This is a genomic window from Streptomyces sp. NPDC093252 (assembly GCF_040683675.1).
In the GTDB taxonomy this organism is placed as follows: domain Bacteria; phylum Actinomycetota; class Actinomycetes; order Streptomycetales; family Streptomycetaceae; genus Streptomyces.
This window is the reverse complement of record NZ_JBFBEM010000002.1, coordinates 627355-642360: the sequence shown is the minus strand read 5'-3', so window position 1 is coordinate 642360 and position 15006 is coordinate 627355. Positions and strand designations below refer to the sequence as shown.

The window sequence follows — 15006 nt, the reverse complement described above, 5'->3', positions numbered from 1 at the left end:
CCGCGCCCAGGGTCCCGGTTGATATCGTCGCGGCCATGGCCGAGGAGGACGGGAAGGCGAGGTCGCGGCGGGAGTTCGCGGACCGGATGGCCGAGGTGTTCACCGGGCGGATGCCGCGGATGGCGGGCCGGATGCTGGGACTGCTGCTGGTCACCGAGGAGGCGCGGCTCTCCAGCAGGGACCTGGTCGCCGAACTCGGCGCGAGCGCGGCCACCGTCTCCACCATGGGCCGCCTGCTGATCGATCTGGGGCTGGTGGAGCGCACGGTCTCCCCCGAGACCCGCCGCGACCTCTTCGCCCTCGCGCCCCACGCCTGGGCGGGTGCCTACCGCGACGGCGAGCGCTACCTCTCCGAGGCCCTGACCCTCCTCGCCGACACCCTCGACGACCCCACCCTCACGGACACCCCCCGCGCCCGCCTCCGCGAGATGCACAACCTCTACGCCTTCCTCTGGTCGGAGATCCCCGACCTGGTGACCCGCTACGAACGATGGCGCAAGGAGAACGGCCCCGAAGCGGTATACCGCCCCGCCGACAAGACCGACACCCCCACGGACTCATGACCCACGACTCATGACTCATGACGCCGATGCCGGCTCGACAGCCATGTTCTGCCCGGCCGCGATGAGCCAGTCCTCCCCCTGCCCGGTGATCACATACAGGGCCACCCCCTGCGGACCGGCGACGGGCTGGCCCGCACTGTCGGTGGGAGTCTGAACCACGTTCACGACGACCACACCCGGAGCCGCCTCCAGCATCTTGTGCACGTCGTACCGGGCGAAGGAATCCCGGAGGAACCCCGTCAGCACCGGCCCACTGAACTCGACGATCGCCTCCCTCCCGTCGAGGCGCCTGCCCATTGCGTTGGTCCAGGAGGCATGCTCGGTGAAGCACGCGCCCAGCGCGACGGCGTCCTTGGTGTTGAAGGCATCCTCCAGCCCCTTCACGACCCCGGTCACCGCGTCCCGGACCTGCGCCGAAATCGCCCCCACCACAAGAAATTCGCTGGTCATGCCGGTATCCCTCTCACTCGTGGAGCACTGCGACGACGGCGATGGCCGCCCACCGCCCACCCAACAACCTCAACCAGCGTCGAGGTCAACCCCCGCCGGGCACCCCCGATCAGCGCCAGGGCGCGGGAGCCCACCGCGCGCAGGGCGGGCCGCGGTGCGCGCGGACGGGCGTGGCGGGGTCGCGGAGAGGGTGGGGTCCGGCGGGTGGACACGGGCCAGAGGGCGAGGACATAGACCCCGGTGTGGTCACTGACGATGAGGGCGAAGGGATCCCCCGACGCCAACCGCGCGGTGAGGTCCCGCTGTTCATCGGCCGACCCGGCCCACTCCCTCAGCCGGGCCGGTACATCACCCGCCCCCACCGCCCCACCGACGATCCGCAGCGCGCCGGCGGGACACCAGGGGGACTCTTCGGGGTGCGGGTCCAGCCGGTCGGCGATGCGGAGCGCCTGGGCGGCGAGCCAGCGGGCGGAGGTGTGGAGGAGGGGGCTCTCGAACTCGGCGAGGACGACGGTACGGGAGGCTTCGTCCCGGCCGTACACGGGCCCTTCCGCCGTGATCTCCGCCCAGTACCCGGCGGGGTTCACCGGCTCCCGCCCCCGCTGCTGCGGGCGTTCACCTCGGCGAGGGAGGGCCGGATCCGGTCGGTGACGGTAGCGGGCCGTAGGTCGCCGGGCGAGGCGTCCCACTCGGTCCCGCCGCGCGGCGGACGGAGCGAGTAGAGGCCGTTGCCCGGGTAGGCGCCGGTGTCCATGACGACACCGAGGGAGTTGGTACGGGTGTCGAACACGAGGTGGCCGAGGCGGAGTTGGGGTGGGTTGTGGTGTTCCGATACGTTCCTGTCGGGCATGGGGGACTCCTCTCTGTAGCGGTTTGGCTACGAGGAGTTCAGATTGGACCTACGATGAAGCGCTCATCAACGTACGAAATGCGGAGGGAACATTGGTAAACCGGAAGGAACTCAACCCCGACAGCAGCCCGGAAGCCGCGTTCGGGGCACGTTTACGCAGCGCACGCGAGGAACAAGGCTGGACGCAAGACGACCTGGGCACACGGATGGGGTTCAGCGGGCGTCACATCTCCGGCGTGGAAACAGCCAACAAACCGCCGACCCGGCGCCTCGCGGTGAGTGCTGACACCGCGCTGGGCACGGGAGATGTGTTCGAACGTGCCTGGCGCGAACTCCGGCATGGTGTGCTGCTGGAGGGCTTCACTGAATACGTGAGCTACGAGGCCCGCGCGGCGGAGATTCGCTTGTTCGAGTCCGGGCTGATTCCTGGACCGCTTCAGACGCGTGGGTACGCGCAGGCGTTGGCCGATGCATATGTTCGTCGAGGCGTCATCACGCGTGAACAGGCAGAGGAGCGGGTCTCGCTGCTCATGGAGCGTCAAGCCGCCCTGGTGCGTCCCATGCCTCCGGTGGTGATCGCCGTGCTGGACGAGAGCTGCATCCGTCGGCCCATCGGGGGCCCTGAGGTGATGGCCTCGCAAATGGCACGACTGGTGGAGTTCGCCGAAGAGCCGAATGCCGTGCTTCAGCTCGCTCCCTACAGCATCGGTGAGAATCGGCCCTTTGATCGACTGGTCAACCTGCTCACGCTTCACGACCGGTCGGTTGTCTCCTACGTCGAGTCGCAGACTCAAGGGCACCTGGACCGCGAACTCGCCTCGGTCTTACCGCTGGTGAGGGCCTACCATCAATTGCAGGCCGAGGCAATGTCACAAGCGGCATCGGTGGCCATGATCAATGAAGTAGGGAAGGGCACCCCGTGACGACTGAATCAAGCAACTGGATCGCATCCACCTACAGCAACAACGGCGGGTCCTGCGTCGAGTGGGCCCCCGCGCACGCGACCGCCACCGGCATAGTCCCCATCCGGGACAGCAAGCGCACGGACGGCCCCGTTCTGAGTGTCTCCACCCGTGCGTTCGCCGGGTTGGTCGCGCTCGCCCGGTCGGCCGACCTGTAGAACGGCCCTGTACAGCTCCAGGCCCCGTCGTTCCCCATCCTCCGGGGCGGCGGGGCTCTCGGGGATTCGGCGGAGCGCTTCTTTCGGCCGTATGCGTCCGCTTCGGTCCCCCTGTCGGTGAGTGTGCCTACCCTCATTCAAAGGCCGAGGCCGTCCCATAGGCGGCCCGGTGGTCGTGCCCAATGAGGTAGGAAAGGGCAGCCTGTGACGACTGGGACCGTACCTCTCAACTGGGTCAAGTCTTCGTACAGCGGTAGTGGCGGGACTTGCGTGGAGTGGGCCCCCGCGCAAGCAATGGCTACCGGCGTGGTCCCGGTCCGGGACAGCAAGCGCGCGGACGGCCCCGTTCTGAGCGTTTCCGTCCGGGCCTTCGCCGGGCTGGTGGCGCTTGCCCGGTCGGCCGACCTGTAGTGCGGAGGGCACCCCATGATCGCTGAATCACCCAACTGGATCGCATCCACCCACAGCAACAACGGCGGGACTTGCGTCGAGTGGGCCCCCGCGCACGCGGCCACCACCGGCATAGTCCCCATCCGGGACAGCAAGCGCGCGGACGGCCCCGTTCTGAGCGTCTCCGTCCACGCCTTCGCCGGGCTGGTCACGCTGGCCCGGTCCGTCGACCTGTAGAAGAACCGCACCGCACAACACCGTGCCCCGCCGACTCCCATCCTCCGGATCGGCGGGGCCCGGCGATTCAGTGGAGTGCTTCTTTCGGCCGTATGCGTCCGCTTCGGTCCCCCTGCCGGTGAGTGTGCCTACCCTCAATCAGGTGATGACTCCGCTGCGTGTGGCAAGGGCGCGCAGTTCCGTCGTCGTGGGGCCGGAGACCAGCAGGGTGGAGATGAGCGCCTTCGTCGCCGGGCGGGCATGGGTTTCCTGGGGAGCGCAGCGCTCGGCCTGCAGCAGAGTGCGGATGCAGTCGCTGCGGCGGCCGAGTCGGTCGTAGGTGACGGCGATGTCGCTCAGGGCGCGGGAGCAGCGTTCGACGCTGGGTAGCTGCTTGAGCGAGATGGAACGGGCGGCGGCGAGCGCTGCCGGGGGGTCGCCGGCGTAGTTCTCGGCGGAGATGCGGTGGAGCTGCACGGTGAGCGGGCTGAAACCCCCGCCGTGGTCGCGCAGCAGCGTTCCGCCTCCGAGGTCCTTGGCGATGCCCGCGGCCTCGTCGGTCAGCTCCCGCATCCCGTCCCTGTCGCCCCGCCGCGCCAGGGTGTAGGCGGCGGACTGGATGAGCAGTCCTCGCGCGGCGGCGCCGGCTCGCCCGGTGTCGCGCAGGTCGGGGTGGTCGGCGGCGGACAGCGCGATCGACAGGGCCTCGTCGTGCCATCCCGCCTTTCGTGCGAGGACGGCGAGTTGGCGGGCGGACTCGGCGACTGTGAGGATGTCGCCGTCGGCCTCGGCCAACTGGCGGGCGCGGTCGGCGGCCATCCACCCGAGCTGCTGCTCGTCCATCTTGATGAGCATGCGGGTGGCCAGCAGGTAGCTCTTGGCCAGGAGCTGGCAGTTCTGGGTCTCGCCGTGGCTGCCGGTCAGCGCGTGTCCGGAGCGGATGAGCCGGGGCAGCCGGACGGCGAGGGAGGCGTAACGGCAAGCGTCGAAGTCGGCGAGCGCACGGGCGAAGTCCGCATCGAGCGTCACAGCCGATGACGGGTCGGGGGCGTTGCCGAGGCCGAGCATCGCATCCCGGATGCGGGCGACGAGCAGTTCGCCGAGAAGAGCCTCTTCCGCCGCCGTGGCGGTCCCGTTTCCCAGGAGTGATGAGCCAGCGGCTGCGGCGGCCGTGGCCGCCAGGCCCCTGAGCAACTTCCTACGCTGCACCGGATCTTCACCGTCCTCCCGTCCGGATCCACCCACCCTAGTGGCGGGTATCCGGGGGAAGGCCGTGATTGGTCCGATCGGCTGACCGTGCCGCACTTCGGGGCGGCGGGCGGGTGAGGTCAGGCCGAACGCCTGGTGAGGCAGCTCCAGCGCGTCGGCAAAGCGCCGCAGCACATCGACGTCCCTGAGCGGGGCAAGGCCGCGCTCGTAGCGGGAGACCTGGGCACCGGAATACCCGGTCCGCTTGCCCAGCGCCTCAAGGGTGAGTCCCTTCGCCTGCCGGGTCTGGCGCACCAGTTCCCCGGGGGTCACGCGAGCCCCATACGTCGCTTGAGTCCTGGTAACCGCATCAGTACCCCGTTCTCGCCGATAGCCGAGGCTGCGCCGCCCTCACCGTAGTCCTGGGACTGGCCTGTGGACAGGCTGTTTGCATGGGATGCAAACGGCTTTGCGGGCGAGGACAGCGCCCCTGCCGGCGACGCCTCGGGTGCAGCGACCCTCGACGGCAGGCCCGGAACTCCGGGCCGCGACGTTCCCCCTCGGAGGTCCTCGATGCGCTCTGCCCCGTCCACGGCGCCTGCCGTCGACACCCGCCTCACCCCCTCCTACTACATTCGGCCCGACGGTCTCGGCCCGTACGTCACCGAGCTGCTGGCCACGTGCCGGACCGTGTTCGACATCAAGTCCGCCATGGCCGCAGCCCTTGCTGACGGCGCCGAGCGCCTGCGCGACCAGCAGCGGGGAGTCGTCGAGGACGGCGCTCTGCTCCAGGGCGAGGTCTTCGTCGAGGCCGGCGCGCGGATCGAGGCCGGAGCCCAGGTCATCGGGCCGGTGCTGATCTGCAGCGGCGCCGTTGTGTCGGCCGGCGCGATGGTCCGCGACCACAGCATGATCGGCCCCGGCTGCCGCATCGGCTTCGGCGCGGAGGTCACCCGCAGCCTGCTCGCCGGGCACGTCTTCATGAAGCACCCCTGCTTCGTCGGCGACTCGGTGATCGGGCGCCGCGTCAACATCGGCTCGTTCTGCTCCACCACCGGACTGCGGTGCGACCACGGACCGGTCGCCGAGCCGGCGATCGAGGAGATCACCGTCAACCTCGACGGCACGCGCATCCCCACCGGGCAGACGAAGTTCGGCGCCGTCATCGGCGACGAGGTCGCCCTGCCCGCCGGAACCGTCCTGTCGCCGGGCACGCTGATCGGCCCCGGCGCGGTGATCTACCCGCGCGACCACATCGGCGGCTTCCTGCCCGCCGGATCCCGGGTTCGGTGACTGCGGTGACCACGACCTCGCTGAGCAAGACCGCCATGGACACCACCGTCGTACGGGTCACCGGCGGGCGCCCTCTCTCCGGCAGGATCCCGGTCCAGGGCAGCAAGAACATCGCACTGCACCTGTACGCGGCCGCCTTCCTCGCTGACGCCCCGCTCGTCCTGACCGGGACGCCGACCATCCTCGACACCGAGGTGTGCGCACAGATCCTGCGACACGCCAGCGCCACCGTCGACACCGGTACCGGACGGTTCTCCGTGTCCCCGGCCAACGCCGTACGCCCCCTCATCCACCCCGAGCTCGGCCGCAAGGTGCGGACGACCACGGTGCTGGCCGCCGCGGTGCTGGCCCGCTATGGGCAGGTCTCCTTCCCCTACCCCGGCGGCGACGCGTTCTGCCCCCGCCTGATCGACCGGCACCTCGCCGCCATGCAGGCCGCCGGCGCCGACATCATCGCGAGCGACACCGGCATCCGCGCTCGGTGCAGTGCCCGCAGGGTGAGGGCGTTCACCGTGGACGTGAACACCCCGTACGGGCCGAGCCTGGGCGCCACGGTGACGGCGATGCTGCTGGCCGCCCGCGCCACCGGCACCAGCCTGATCACCCACCCGTCGGTCGAGCCGGAGGTCACCGAGACCGCCCGGTTCCTCAGCCAACGCGGGGTTCTCATCCACGTCGACGACGAGGGCCTGCACGTGACCGGGAGCGACTGGATCGCCGGCGGCGAGTTCGCGGTAGCCGGGGACCGCATCGAGGCAGCCACCATGATCATGGCCGCCGCCGCGACCGGCGGCGAGGTCCACCTCGACAACATCACCGCCGCCTGCATTCCCGACGGCCTCGCCCGCGCCCTCGCCTCGGCAGGCATCACCCTGGCCGACGCACCCGGCGGAGGCGTACGCACCCGGCGTCAAGGAACCCTGACGGCCATCAAGGCCGCCACCGGGCCGCACCCGGGCCTTCCCACCGACACCGCGCCGCAGATGGCCGCCATGCTCACCCAGGCCCACGGCACCTCGCTGCTCGCCGAACGCGTCTACCCCCGCCGCGACACCCACATCCAGGGCCTGCGCGCCTTCGGCGCCGACATCGACGCCACCGGCACGATGACCCGCATCCGCGGCTTTACACGGCTTCACGGAGCCGACGCGCAAGGGGCGGACATCCGTGCGGCGACCGCCCTCCTGATCGCCGCCCTCGCCGCAGAAGGCGCGTCTACGATCCGGGGCGTGTACCACCTCCGGCGCGGCCACGGACACCTGCTGGACAACCTCGCCACGCTGGGAGCCGACATCACCACGATCCCCGGAGGCCCTTGATGCCCGTACCGTTCACGACGGAAGACGCCGCCCGCCTGAAGGAGACCTTCGAAGCCGTCGTCGCCGACGGGGCCACCCCGGGCGGTGTCCTCGCCCACGGCACCACCGGCGCCTCCCCGCAGTACATCAGCGTCGGCGTGGTCGCACCGGAATGCGGCGACGAGCCCGCCTCCCGCTACACGGCGTACGACATCGCCTCACTGACCAAGGTGGTCGCCACCTGGCCCCTGGTCGGTCAGGCCCTCAGCAACGGCCTGCTCGACCTGGACGCGCCCATCCGTGACGTCCTGCCGGCGATGACCGGCGAGATGCCCAGCGCGGAGGCGACCGTACGCCAGCTCCTCACCCACACCTCCGGGCTTCGCGCCTCCACCCGCCTCGACCACTACCGCGGATCCGACCTTCCGCTGCACGAACTGCTCTGCCGTGAGCCGCTGGACGACACCCCCGGCACCCACCGGTACATCAACCGCGGCTACATCCTCCTCGGCCTGGCCCTCACCCACGTCAACGATCTGCCCCTCAGCGACCTGGGCAGCACTCTGTGGGACGGACTCGGCATGACCGAGACGATGTACGGCCCCCTGGTCCGCTCCCACAAGGTCGCGCCGACCGAGCAGCGCATCCCGGGCGCACCGCGTATCTGGGGAGCCGCTCACGACGACAACGCCGCCCTGCTCGGCGGGGTCGCCGGACACGCCGGCGTGTTCTCCACTCCCGTCAACCTCGCCCTGTACGCCGAACGACTGCTGACCGTGCACGCGGACGACAGCGACGGCGCGCTGGGCGAGTGGCTGCGCGCCAGCCTCATCCCCCAAGCTGCGATCGAGCCGGGCCTCGACCGCGGGCTGTCGTGGATCCTCGCCGACGGCGGACGCGTCGCCTACCACCACGGCTTCACCGGCACCAGCCTCTACCTGGCCCCGGGAACCGGCCGCTACCTCGTGATCTGCACCAACGCTGTCTACCACGGCAACGCCCGCACCCGGATCGCCCCGCTGCGGTCCCTCGCACTGAAGACGATCTCCGCGACCTGACAATGGAGGCCCGCCATGGGTGAGTTACTGGCCGACCACACCACGCTGCGCCTCGGCGGCCCCGCCGACCAGTTCCTCACCCACACCCACCCCGCCGACTGGCCCGACCTCGCCCAGGACGTACGGCGCAACGGCCTGACGCCGTACGTCCTGGGCGGCGGCAGCAACACCCTGGCCGACGACACCGGCTACCCCGGACCGGTCATCCGCATGGCCACCCGCGGCATCGCCCTACACCCGCTCGAAGACGACCTCGTGGAGGTCATCGCCCAGGCGGGCGAACCGCTCGGCACACTCGTCGCGTTCACCGTCGCCGAGCACCTGTCCGGCATCGAATACCTCGGCGGCATCCCGGGCACCGCCGGAGCCGCCTTCGTCCAGAACACCGGCGCCTACGGCCAAGAGATCGCCGACACCGTCACCCGCCTGACCGCATACGACTGGCACCTCGGCCAGACCACCATCCTGCAACTGGCGGACTGCCGCTTCGGCTACCGAACCAGCACCTTCAAGAGCCGGCCCGGCCGGTGGACGATCCTCGAGATCGCCCTCCGGCTCACCCGTAGCCGTACTGCCGCCCCGGTCACCTACCGGCACCTCGCCGCTGCCCTGTCCGTGCCCATCGGCGCCCGCCCACCGCTCCCCGACGCGGCCCAGGGCGTCCTCGACGACCGCCGGCACCGCGGTCTGTCGCTGCCCGGGAGCGGCCCGGACGCCCGCCAAGCAGGCTCCGTCTTCCTCAACCCGCCCGTCACCCCCGCCCAGGCCGCGGCAGTACGGGCCGCCGGCGGTCCCGTACACCGCGACCAGAGCGGGCATCTACGCGCCAGTGCCGGATGGCTCGTCGAACAGGCCGGGTTCACCCCGGCGCCCAGGTCGCGCCCGGCATCTTCTGCTCCGAACGCAGGACCCTCACCCTCGCCGCCCGCGGCAGCGCCACCGCAGCCTCCTTCACCACCGCGCTGCAGCGACTGGCGGCGCGGGTCCTCGCAACCACGGGCATCCAGCTCACCACAGAACCAGTCCGGCCTCACCATGCCCCGGATTCCGGCCCAGTAGTGCCGCCCCCAGCCATGGAGTTTCCGGTGTGACCGCTCACTTCAGCCCTGGATCGGTACGTTGGCGCGATGAAGCCGTTCACGTTTCAGCAGGGCAAAGGCTTGTGGGAAGCCGGACGCACGCCGTCCTTGCTCCACGCCTACGTCACTGTCGATCTCGGCCACAATCCGGAGTTCGCCGAGCTCATTCGAGGCGTCCGCAATGCGACCCAGGACGACCCCCTGACCCACGTGGGCGACGAGTGGCTCCACATCACGCTCTACCAGACTGAGCTCACGGGCCGCCCCACCCGCAGCTCGTGGAGGTCGTCGCCGGCTTCCTCCCGGGCCCGAGCGCCCGGGAGGAGTGAAGGCGGGAAGGCCGGATCAGTCCTTCAACAGCCCGTCGCGCACCGGGATCCACTCCAGGGCGGAGCGGATGCCGTCCTCCAGGGACAACTTCGGCGTCCACCCCAACAGCTCCGCCGCCCGGTCGCTCTTGGTGTAGCCGCCGGCTACGTCACCGGGCCTCGGCTCGGCGTCGATAGTGGCCAGCGGGGTGCTGACGACGTTGTTGAACGCCTCGCACAGCTCCCGGACCGTGGTGCCCGAGCCGGTGCCCAAGTTGATCGCGATCGAGCGCTTCGACCCCGTGAGGACGGAGTCGAAGCGCTCGATCGCCGTGATGTGTGCCGCGGCGAGATCCCAGACGTGTACGTAGTCCCGGATACCGCTGCCGTCGCGCGTCGGGTAGTTCGTCCCCGTGATCGGGAACGGACGGCCTTCCTGAACCGTCCTCCGCCTGGTAGATGGAGGCCGAGCTGCTGAAGATGATCCGGTCGCAGCCGTTGCGGTGCAGGTGGCTGACGAAGGCCAGGCTCTTCGCCACGTTCGCCTCGTAGTAGCCGATCGGGTCCGCGACGGACTCGGGCACCACGATCAGCGCCGCGCAGTGCACCACGGCGGAGATGTCCGGGTGCTCCGAGAAGACTCGGTCGACCACTGCGCCGTCCGCGATGTCGCCCTCGTAGAAGGTGCGGCCCTCGGTGAACTCGCGGCGGCCCCGAACGAGGTTGTCGAGGATCACGGGGGTGATGCCCGCGTCCAGGCAGGCCGAGGCGACCGTGCTGCCGATGTAACCGGCTCCCCCGGCGATAAGGACCTTCGCCACGATGTTTCTCTCCCGGCTTCGTTCCAGCCCCAGTAGGCGAGCGGGCAAGGCTATCGGACAAACCAGACGGGCAAGGGCGGCCTCTCGGTTGCCCGGCCGGGCTCGCTTTCACGGACGCCGGCTGGGCCAGCGGCCCGTCCGGGCGCCTTTTACCAGCTCGGTTCACCTTGCCGCGGCGGTTCCCGGATTTCCGCGCCCGGTGTACAGCGGCGCCTCTACCGTCCAGCCCGACATGTGATCACGGGGCGGGCGAAGGGGCTGAGCGGTGGGGCGGGATCTGGGCCTGGACGGGGTGGTGGAGCACTTCACCCTGACAGCGACGAGGCGGGCTGGTTACGGAACAAGACCGGGGCGACGAGGCTGGGCTACGCCGTTCAGCTCACATTCCTGACCTAGCGCGGCCGGTTCCCCCGGATGTGCATGGAGCTGCTGCCCGACGCGGTCGAGCACGTCGCCAAGCAGGTCGGTGTGGCCGCGATCGAGCTGGGCTTCTACGACTTCACCTCCCGCGCCGCGAAGCGTCACCGCAGTGAGCTGCGGGATCTGACCGGCTGGCACGAGTGCACCAAGACCGACCTGGTCAAGCTCGTCTCGCACCTGGTGGACGTGATCTGGCACGACGAGCGCCGTGAGGAGCAGGTGAGGGCCGAGCTGCTGCGGCAGATGCGCGCGGAGATGATCGAGCCGCCGACTGCGGCCCAGGTCACCACGGTCATCCGCTCCGCGCTGCACCAGGCCGACGAGCGGGCCGTCGCCGAGGTCGCCGCCCGCCTCGCCTGGGCGAAGGACTGCACGCGGCGGCTGGACGCGCTGGTCTTCACCGACCCGACCGGCGACAGCACCGAGCCGGGCGACACCGCGGCCGTGGACGGCGACGATACGGCGGACGAAGACGATGTCGAGTCGGTGCTGGCGGACATCAAGGCGCATCCGGGCAACGTCAGCCTCAACTCGCTGCTGGAGGAGACGTCCCCTCCGTACGCCTGGAACAGCCGGACGGCGAGAAACACCTGGCCGTCGCCGAGGGGCTGATGAAGTTCGAGAGCCGCGGCTGGAAGGCAGTACCCGCTTCCCTGCCCCAGTTCCTCACCTGGGCATTCGCCAGCCGGTTCGTCCCGCACAGCCCGCGGACCCCGTGAACTACCCGCAGCGGGCGCTCGCCACGGTGTGGACCGCGCCGCAGTACATCACCGCCGAGGACACCCACCTCGTCGAGGAGGAACGACGCCAGCGCGAGTACGAGACCCGCATGGCCGCGCTACGAGCGGCCCCGGAGAAGAAGCGGGACGAGATCCGCGCCAAGAACGCTCCTGGCCGGTCTCCTCCTGATCTTCCCCCAGCCAGACCAGCCGACGGCGCTTCGAGAAAGCCACGAAGCGCGCCAAGCACAGGCCGATCGACGGCTACCAGACCGACTACGTGGACGCCCCGCCCGCCGGCCCCGCCCGATCCCGATCGCGCATCTCGTCGAGCCCGCCCACCTGCACCTGCACGACCCCGCAGCTCGTCGCGAGAATCCAGAACGCCGAGTACCCCGCCGAGCCCAGCGACCAGATGGGCCCCGCTGCCGCCCTCTTCCGGCCCCAGTGCCGGGCGGGCGGCGGCAAGTACGAGAAGCCGTGGCGCCGGACCGGCAGCACACCCATCAGCCGGACAAGCCGCCCAGAGGAGTGAAAACCCGCACAGGAAGCTACTGGCGGGTCACTTGTCACCTGGTTCGCCGCTCGTTAACGGCACCCCTGGTTATGGGGTCCCTGTGAAACGGAGGTGCTATCTCCTCTTAGTGTTACGCTCCCCGAAATGGAGATCAGGTCTCCGCATAAGTGTGTGTCTCTGGAGGTATGTCATGCCCGAGCAAGTCACGTCCGCCGCCGCAGGCCGGAACGCCACCGGGTCCGGGAGGAAGTCGCGGCGCACGCAGGTGAGTGCCGCGGTGGCCGCGGGGCTGGCGCTGGCCCTCTCGGTCGGTCCCGTCGTGACCGCGAGCGCGGCGGAGGCCACGCTGTCGGCCTGCCTCGACAACCCGCCCACCCCGGCCGGCGGACAGCCCCCGGTCGCGCAGACCATCAAACCCAGCAACACCAGCACCAGCACCGTGATCACGCCGACCGACGAGCAGATCCAGTGCGGCCGGACGGAGCTGACCACCTACAACAACGTCGTCTACTCCACCCCGACGACGGCCAGCGGCACCGAGACCCAGCTCATGGCCGACATCCAGGTCCCCGCGACCAGCGGCAAGAAGCCCCTGGTCATCTACCTCACCGGCGGCGGCTTCATGGCGTCCAACCGGACCGAGAACCTCAGCCAGCGCACCTACGTCGCCGAGCAGGGTTACGTCGTCGCCAGCATCTCGTACCGGACCGTCCTCAACGGCGGCGCCACCTACGAGCAGGGCGTCGAGGATGTGAAGGCCGCGATCCGCTATCTGCGCGCCCACGCCGACGAGTACGGCATCGACACCAGCCAGGTCGCGGTGTGGGGCCAGTCCGCCGGGGGGTATCTGGCGGCCATGACCGGTGTCACCAACGGCCTGAAGAAGTTCGAGGAGGGCGACCACCTCGATCAGAGCAGCTCGGTCCAGGCCGTCATCGACGAGTTCGGGCCCGCCAACCTCTCCACCACCGGCTCCGACTACGACCAGGCCACCTACGAGGCCAACATCGCCCCCGGCAACAACCTCGCCCAGTACGTCTACGGCGCCGGCACCACGAAGTCCGTCGCCACCTACACCTCGAAGGTGGCCGCCGCCGACCCCGCCACCTACGCCAGCAAGAACAGCCCCGCCTTCGCCCTCTTCCACGGCAGCGCCGACCAGCTCGTCTCGCCCAGCCAGACCCTGAAGCTGAGCGACAAGCTGAAGGCCAAGGGCGCCGACGCCACCCGCTATGTCGTGGAGGGCGCCAACCACGGCGACATGGCCTTCATGGGCAACACCGAGTCCGTCAAGGACTGGTCCAGCGTCCCCGTCATGAACGCCATCACCGGCTTCCTGGACGAGAAGCTCGACTGACCCGGAGGAGGGAGGGGTACGGGGTGCGGAGCCACTGGCCGCACCCCGTAGCCATATCTCCCGGCGGTGGTGAAAGGATCCGGCCCCTGCCGGACAGGACAGGGCGTGGAATCGATGACGGAACAGCAGGCGCGCCTGGAGAGACTCGCGCGGGTCGTGGTGGAACCGTTGCACCGGTATCTGCTCCGCCGCACCCACGCCGACCTGGCCGAGGACGTTCTCGCGGAGACCCTGCTGGTGCTGTGGCGCCGCATCGACGACGTCCCCGGACTCGGACCGGGCGACGACGACGTACAGCCCGACACCGGCCCCCCACCCGATCCGGCGGATGTACTGCCCTGGTGCTACGGCGTGGCCCGGGGCTGTCTGGCCAACGCCCGCCGCGCCGAGGGCCGCAGGCTCCGGCTGCTGGAGCGGCTGATCCGCAGGCAGGAGCCGCCCGCGGTCATCGCGCCCACCGACCACACCGACCACACCGATCTCTACGCCGCCCTCGACACCCTCACCGCCCTCGACCGCGAGGTCGTGCAACTCTGGGCCTGGGAGGAACTCACCCCCCGCCAGATCGCGGAGGTCACCGGACTGACCCCCAACGCGGTGAGCATCCGCCTCCACCGCGCGAAGAAGCGACTCGCGGCGCGGCTGGGACGAAAGGACGCCGAACGGCCCGGACACAAGAGGGTTGAAGGAAGGAGCAGTCAGTGAATGACGATGAGCTGCTGGCCCGGCTGAGGGCCGCGGACCCGGCACTGACCTCAAGCGCTCCGCCACCCGACACCGACCGTCTTGTGGAGGCCACCATGAGCACCTTGAACACGTCGAACACCCCGAACACCCCGAACACCCCGACCGTCATCCCCCTCGTGCCGCCGCAGCAGCAGCCGCAGGCCACCACCCGGCGGAAGCGGTACGGACTTCTCGGGCTCGCCGCCGCCACCGCCCTGCTCCTGCTCGGCGGCGGCATCGCCGCGGGAATCATGGCCGGTGACGGCGACAGCGGCACCACCCCGGAAGCGGCCGCCCTCACCCTCACCGCCGACGGCACCCCCGCCAAGTGCGCCGAACCCACCCCGGACACCCTGCGCGGATACCCGACCCTCTTCGAAGGGACGGTCACCTCCATCGAGGGGACGGTGGTCACCTTCCGTGTCGACCACTGGCTGACCGGCGGCGACGGCGCCGACACGGTGCTGCTCGACAGCGCCCCGGACCGGCCGGAGACCCTCACCTTCACCGCCGGTGAGCCCTACCTCGTGGCCGCCGACAACGGCGTCGTACCGCCCTGCGGCGCCAACTGGATCTCACCCGAGACCAGCGCCGAGTTCCGCCGGGCGTTCGGCGCGTAGCCCGAAGCGTCCG

At 70.1% G+C, this 15006-nt stretch carries 18 protein-coding genes and 2 pseudogenes; 13 read left to right on the top strand and 7 right to left on the bottom strand.

What is annotated here, in order from left to right:
* The first annotated feature begins 35 nt into the window (after window positions 1-35).
* Complete coding sequence (locus tag AB0O01_RS05935; protein ID WP_365311214.1) at window positions 36-563, top strand: MarR family transcriptional regulator; 528 nt, start codon at window positions 36-38, stop codon at window positions 561-563.
* A 15-nt stretch (window positions 564-578) separates the two neighbouring features.
* On the opposite strand, the gene AB0O01_RS05930 is transcribed toward AB0O01_RS05935, so the two are convergent.
* The 3 genes from AB0O01_RS05930 to AB0O01_RS05920 are packed head-to-tail and all read right to left on the bottom strand — an operon-like array spanning window position 579 to window position 1863.
* Window positions 579-1013, bottom strand: a complete 435-nt coding sequence (locus AB0O01_RS05930; protein WP_365311213.1) for an SgcJ/EcaC family oxidoreductase — start codon at window positions 1011-1013, stop codon at window positions 579-581.
* Window positions 1010-1600: a hypothetical protein gene (locus AB0O01_RS05925; RefSeq protein ID WP_365311212.1), complete on the bottom strand. Its 591-nt coding sequence runs from the start codon at window positions 1598-1600 to the stop codon at window positions 1010-1012. Before AB0O01_RS05925 ends, AB0O01_RS05930 begins: the two co-directional genes overlap by 4 nt.
* On the bottom strand, window positions 1597-1863 hold the full coding sequence (locus tag AB0O01_RS05920) for a hypothetical protein (RefSeq protein WP_365311211.1): 267 nt from the start codon (window positions 1861-1863) through the stop codon (window positions 1597-1599). Before AB0O01_RS05920 ends, AB0O01_RS05925 begins: the two co-directional genes overlap by 4 nt.
* Before the next feature lie 92 nt (window positions 1864-1955).
* Here AB0O01_RS05920 and AB0O01_RS05915 point away from each other — a divergent pair, with 92 nt between their 5' ends.
* The 4 genes from AB0O01_RS05915 to AB0O01_RS05900 all read left to right on the top strand — a co-directional run bounded on the left by AB0O01_RS05915 (window position 1956) and on the right by AB0O01_RS05900 (window position 3610).
* Complete coding sequence (locus AB0O01_RS05915; protein ID WP_365311266.1) at window positions 1956-2786, top strand: helix-turn-helix transcriptional regulator; 831 nt, start codon at window positions 1956-1958, stop codon at window positions 2784-2786.
* The gene (locus tag AB0O01_RS05910; RefSeq protein ID WP_365311210.1) at window positions 2783-2983 is read left to right on the top strand and encodes a DUF397 domain-containing protein; all 201 of its coding nucleotides are present in this window, start codon (window positions 2783-2785) and stop codon (window positions 2981-2983) included. Before AB0O01_RS05915 ends, AB0O01_RS05910 begins: the two co-directional genes overlap by 4 nt.
* Before the next feature lie 204 nt (window positions 2984-3187).
* Window positions 3188-3394: a DUF397 domain-containing protein gene (locus tag AB0O01_RS05905; protein ID WP_365311208.1), complete on the top strand. Its 207-nt coding sequence runs from the start codon at window positions 3188-3190 to the stop codon at window positions 3392-3394.
* 15 nt (window positions 3395-3409) lie between these two features.
* The gene (locus tag AB0O01_RS05900) at window positions 3410-3610 is read left to right on the top strand and encodes a DUF397 domain-containing protein (protein ID WP_365311207.1); all 201 of its coding nucleotides are present in this window, start codon (window positions 3410-3412) and stop codon (window positions 3608-3610) included.
* A gap of 138 nt (window positions 3611-3748) precedes the next feature.
* On the opposite strand, the gene AB0O01_RS05895 is transcribed toward AB0O01_RS05900, so the two are convergent.
* A complete protein-coding gene (locus AB0O01_RS05895) occupies window positions 3749-5110 on the bottom strand; it encodes a helix-turn-helix transcriptional regulator (protein WP_365311206.1) in 1362 nt (453 codons plus the stop codon).
* A 240-nt stretch (window positions 5111-5350) separates the two neighbouring features.
* On the opposite strand from AB0O01_RS05895, the gene AB0O01_RS05890 reads away from it, so the two are divergent.
* From AB0O01_RS05890 to AB0O01_RS05875, 4 genes are read left to right on the top strand one after another with little or no spacing between them, the layout of a single operon-like run.
* Window positions 5351-6070, top strand: coding sequence for a hypothetical protein (locus tag AB0O01_RS05890; RefSeq protein WP_365311205.1), 720 nt, complete (start codon window positions 5351-5353; stop codon window positions 6068-6070).
* A 5-nt stretch (window positions 6071-6075) separates the two neighbouring features.
* Entirely contained in the window at window positions 6076-7389 is a 1314-nt protein-coding gene (locus tag AB0O01_RS05885) for a UDP-N-acetylglucosamine 1-carboxyvinyltransferase (RefSeq protein WP_365311204.1), read from the top strand.
* On the top strand, window positions 7389-8426 hold the full coding sequence (locus AB0O01_RS05880) for a serine hydrolase domain-containing protein (RefSeq protein WP_365311203.1): 1038 nt from the start codon (window positions 7389-7391) through the stop codon (window positions 8424-8426). The genes AB0O01_RS05885 and AB0O01_RS05880 overlap by 1 nt, the downstream gene beginning before the upstream one ends.
* Window positions 8427-8441: 15 nt before the next feature.
* The gene (locus AB0O01_RS05875; RefSeq protein ID WP_365311201.1) at window positions 8442-9485 is read left to right on the top strand and encodes a UDP-N-acetylmuramate dehydrogenase; all 1044 of its coding nucleotides are present in this window, start codon (window positions 8442-8444) and stop codon (window positions 9483-9485) included.
* Window positions 9486-9850: 365 nt separating this feature from the next.
* Here AB0O01_RS05875 and AB0O01_RS05870 read toward each other — a convergent pair whose 3' ends face one another.
* Complete coding sequence (locus AB0O01_RS05870; RefSeq protein WP_365311265.1) at window positions 9851-10231, bottom strand: GDP-mannose 4,6-dehydratase; 381 nt, start codon at window positions 10229-10231, stop codon at window positions 9851-9853.
* A 96-nt stretch (window positions 10232-10327) separates the two neighbouring features.
* Window positions 10328-10634, bottom strand: a pseudogene (locus tag AB0O01_RS05865) (NAD-dependent epimerase/dehydratase family protein); the annotation flags it as partial.
* 411 nt (window positions 10635-11045) lie between these two features.
* Between AB0O01_RS05865 and AB0O01_RS05860 the strand changes: the two are divergent.
* A pseudogene (locus AB0O01_RS05860) lies at window positions 11046-11666 on the top strand (DUF4158 domain-containing protein); the annotation flags it as partial.
* Between the two features lie 108 nt (window positions 11667-11774).
* Here the strand turns inward: AB0O01_RS05860 and AB0O01_RS05855 are convergent.
* On the bottom strand, window positions 11775-11936 hold the full coding sequence (locus AB0O01_RS05855; RefSeq protein WP_365311200.1) for a hypothetical protein: 162 nt from the start codon (window positions 11934-11936) through the stop codon (window positions 11775-11777).
* Between the two features lie 544 nt (window positions 11937-12480).
* Between AB0O01_RS05855 and AB0O01_RS05850 the strand changes: the two genes are divergently transcribed.
* The 3 genes from AB0O01_RS05850 to AB0O01_RS05840 all read left to right on the top strand — a co-directional run bounded on the left by AB0O01_RS05850 (window position 12481) and on the right by AB0O01_RS05840 (window position 14993).
* Complete coding sequence (locus tag AB0O01_RS05850) at window positions 12481-13647, top strand: alpha/beta hydrolase (RefSeq protein WP_365311199.1); 1167 nt, start codon at window positions 12481-12483, stop codon at window positions 13645-13647.
* A gap of 114 nt (window positions 13648-13761) precedes the next feature.
* Entirely contained in the window at window positions 13762-14352 is a 591-nt protein-coding gene (locus tag AB0O01_RS05845; protein ID WP_365311264.1) for a sigma-70 family RNA polymerase sigma factor, read from the top strand.
* Window positions 14349-14993: a hypothetical protein gene (locus AB0O01_RS05840; RefSeq protein ID WP_365311198.1), complete on the top strand. Its 645-nt coding sequence runs from the start codon at window positions 14349-14351 to the stop codon at window positions 14991-14993. The genes AB0O01_RS05845 and AB0O01_RS05840 overlap by 4 nt, the downstream gene beginning before the upstream one ends.
* Window positions 14994-15006: the final 13 nt, after the last annotated feature.

What these genes read in the sequence shown, in the direction of transcription:
- AB0O01_RS05890 (WP_365311205.1), top strand. Translation starts at nt 5,351, where the DNA reads ATGCGCTCTGCCCCGTCCACGGCGCCTGCCGTCGACACCCGCCTCACC.
- AB0O01_RS05875 (WP_365311201.1), top strand. Translation starts at nt 8,442, where the DNA reads ATGGGTGAGTTACTGGCCGACCACACCACGCTGCGCCTCGGCGGCCCC.
- AB0O01_RS05850 (WP_365311199.1), top strand. Translation starts at nt 12,481, where the DNA reads ATGCCCGAGCAAGTCACGTCCGCCGCCGCAGGCCGGAACGCCACCGGG.
- AB0O01_RS05845 (WP_365311264.1), top strand. Translation starts at nt 13,762, where the DNA reads ATGACGGAACAGCAGGCGCGCCTGGAGAGACTCGCGCGGGTCGTGGTG.
- AB0O01_RS05930 (WP_365311213.1), bottom strand. Translation starts at nt 1,013, where the DNA reads ATGACCAGCGAATTTCTTGTGGTGGGGGCGATTTCGGCGCAGGTCCGG.
- AB0O01_RS05920 (WP_365311211.1), bottom strand. Translation starts at nt 1,863, where the DNA reads ATGCCCGACAGGAACGTATCGGAACACCACAACCCACCCCAACTCCGC.
- AB0O01_RS05935 (WP_365311214.1), top strand. Translation starts at nt 36, where the DNA reads ATGGCCGAGGAGGACGGGAAGGCGAGGTCGCGGCGGGAGTTCGCGGAC.
- AB0O01_RS05900 (WP_365311207.1), top strand. Translation starts at nt 3,410, where the DNA reads ATGATCGCTGAATCACCCAACTGGATCGCATCCACCCACAGCAACAAC.
- AB0O01_RS05880 (WP_365311203.1), top strand. Translation starts at nt 7,389, where the DNA reads ATGCCCGTACCGTTCACGACGGAAGACGCCGCCCGCCTGAAGGAGACC.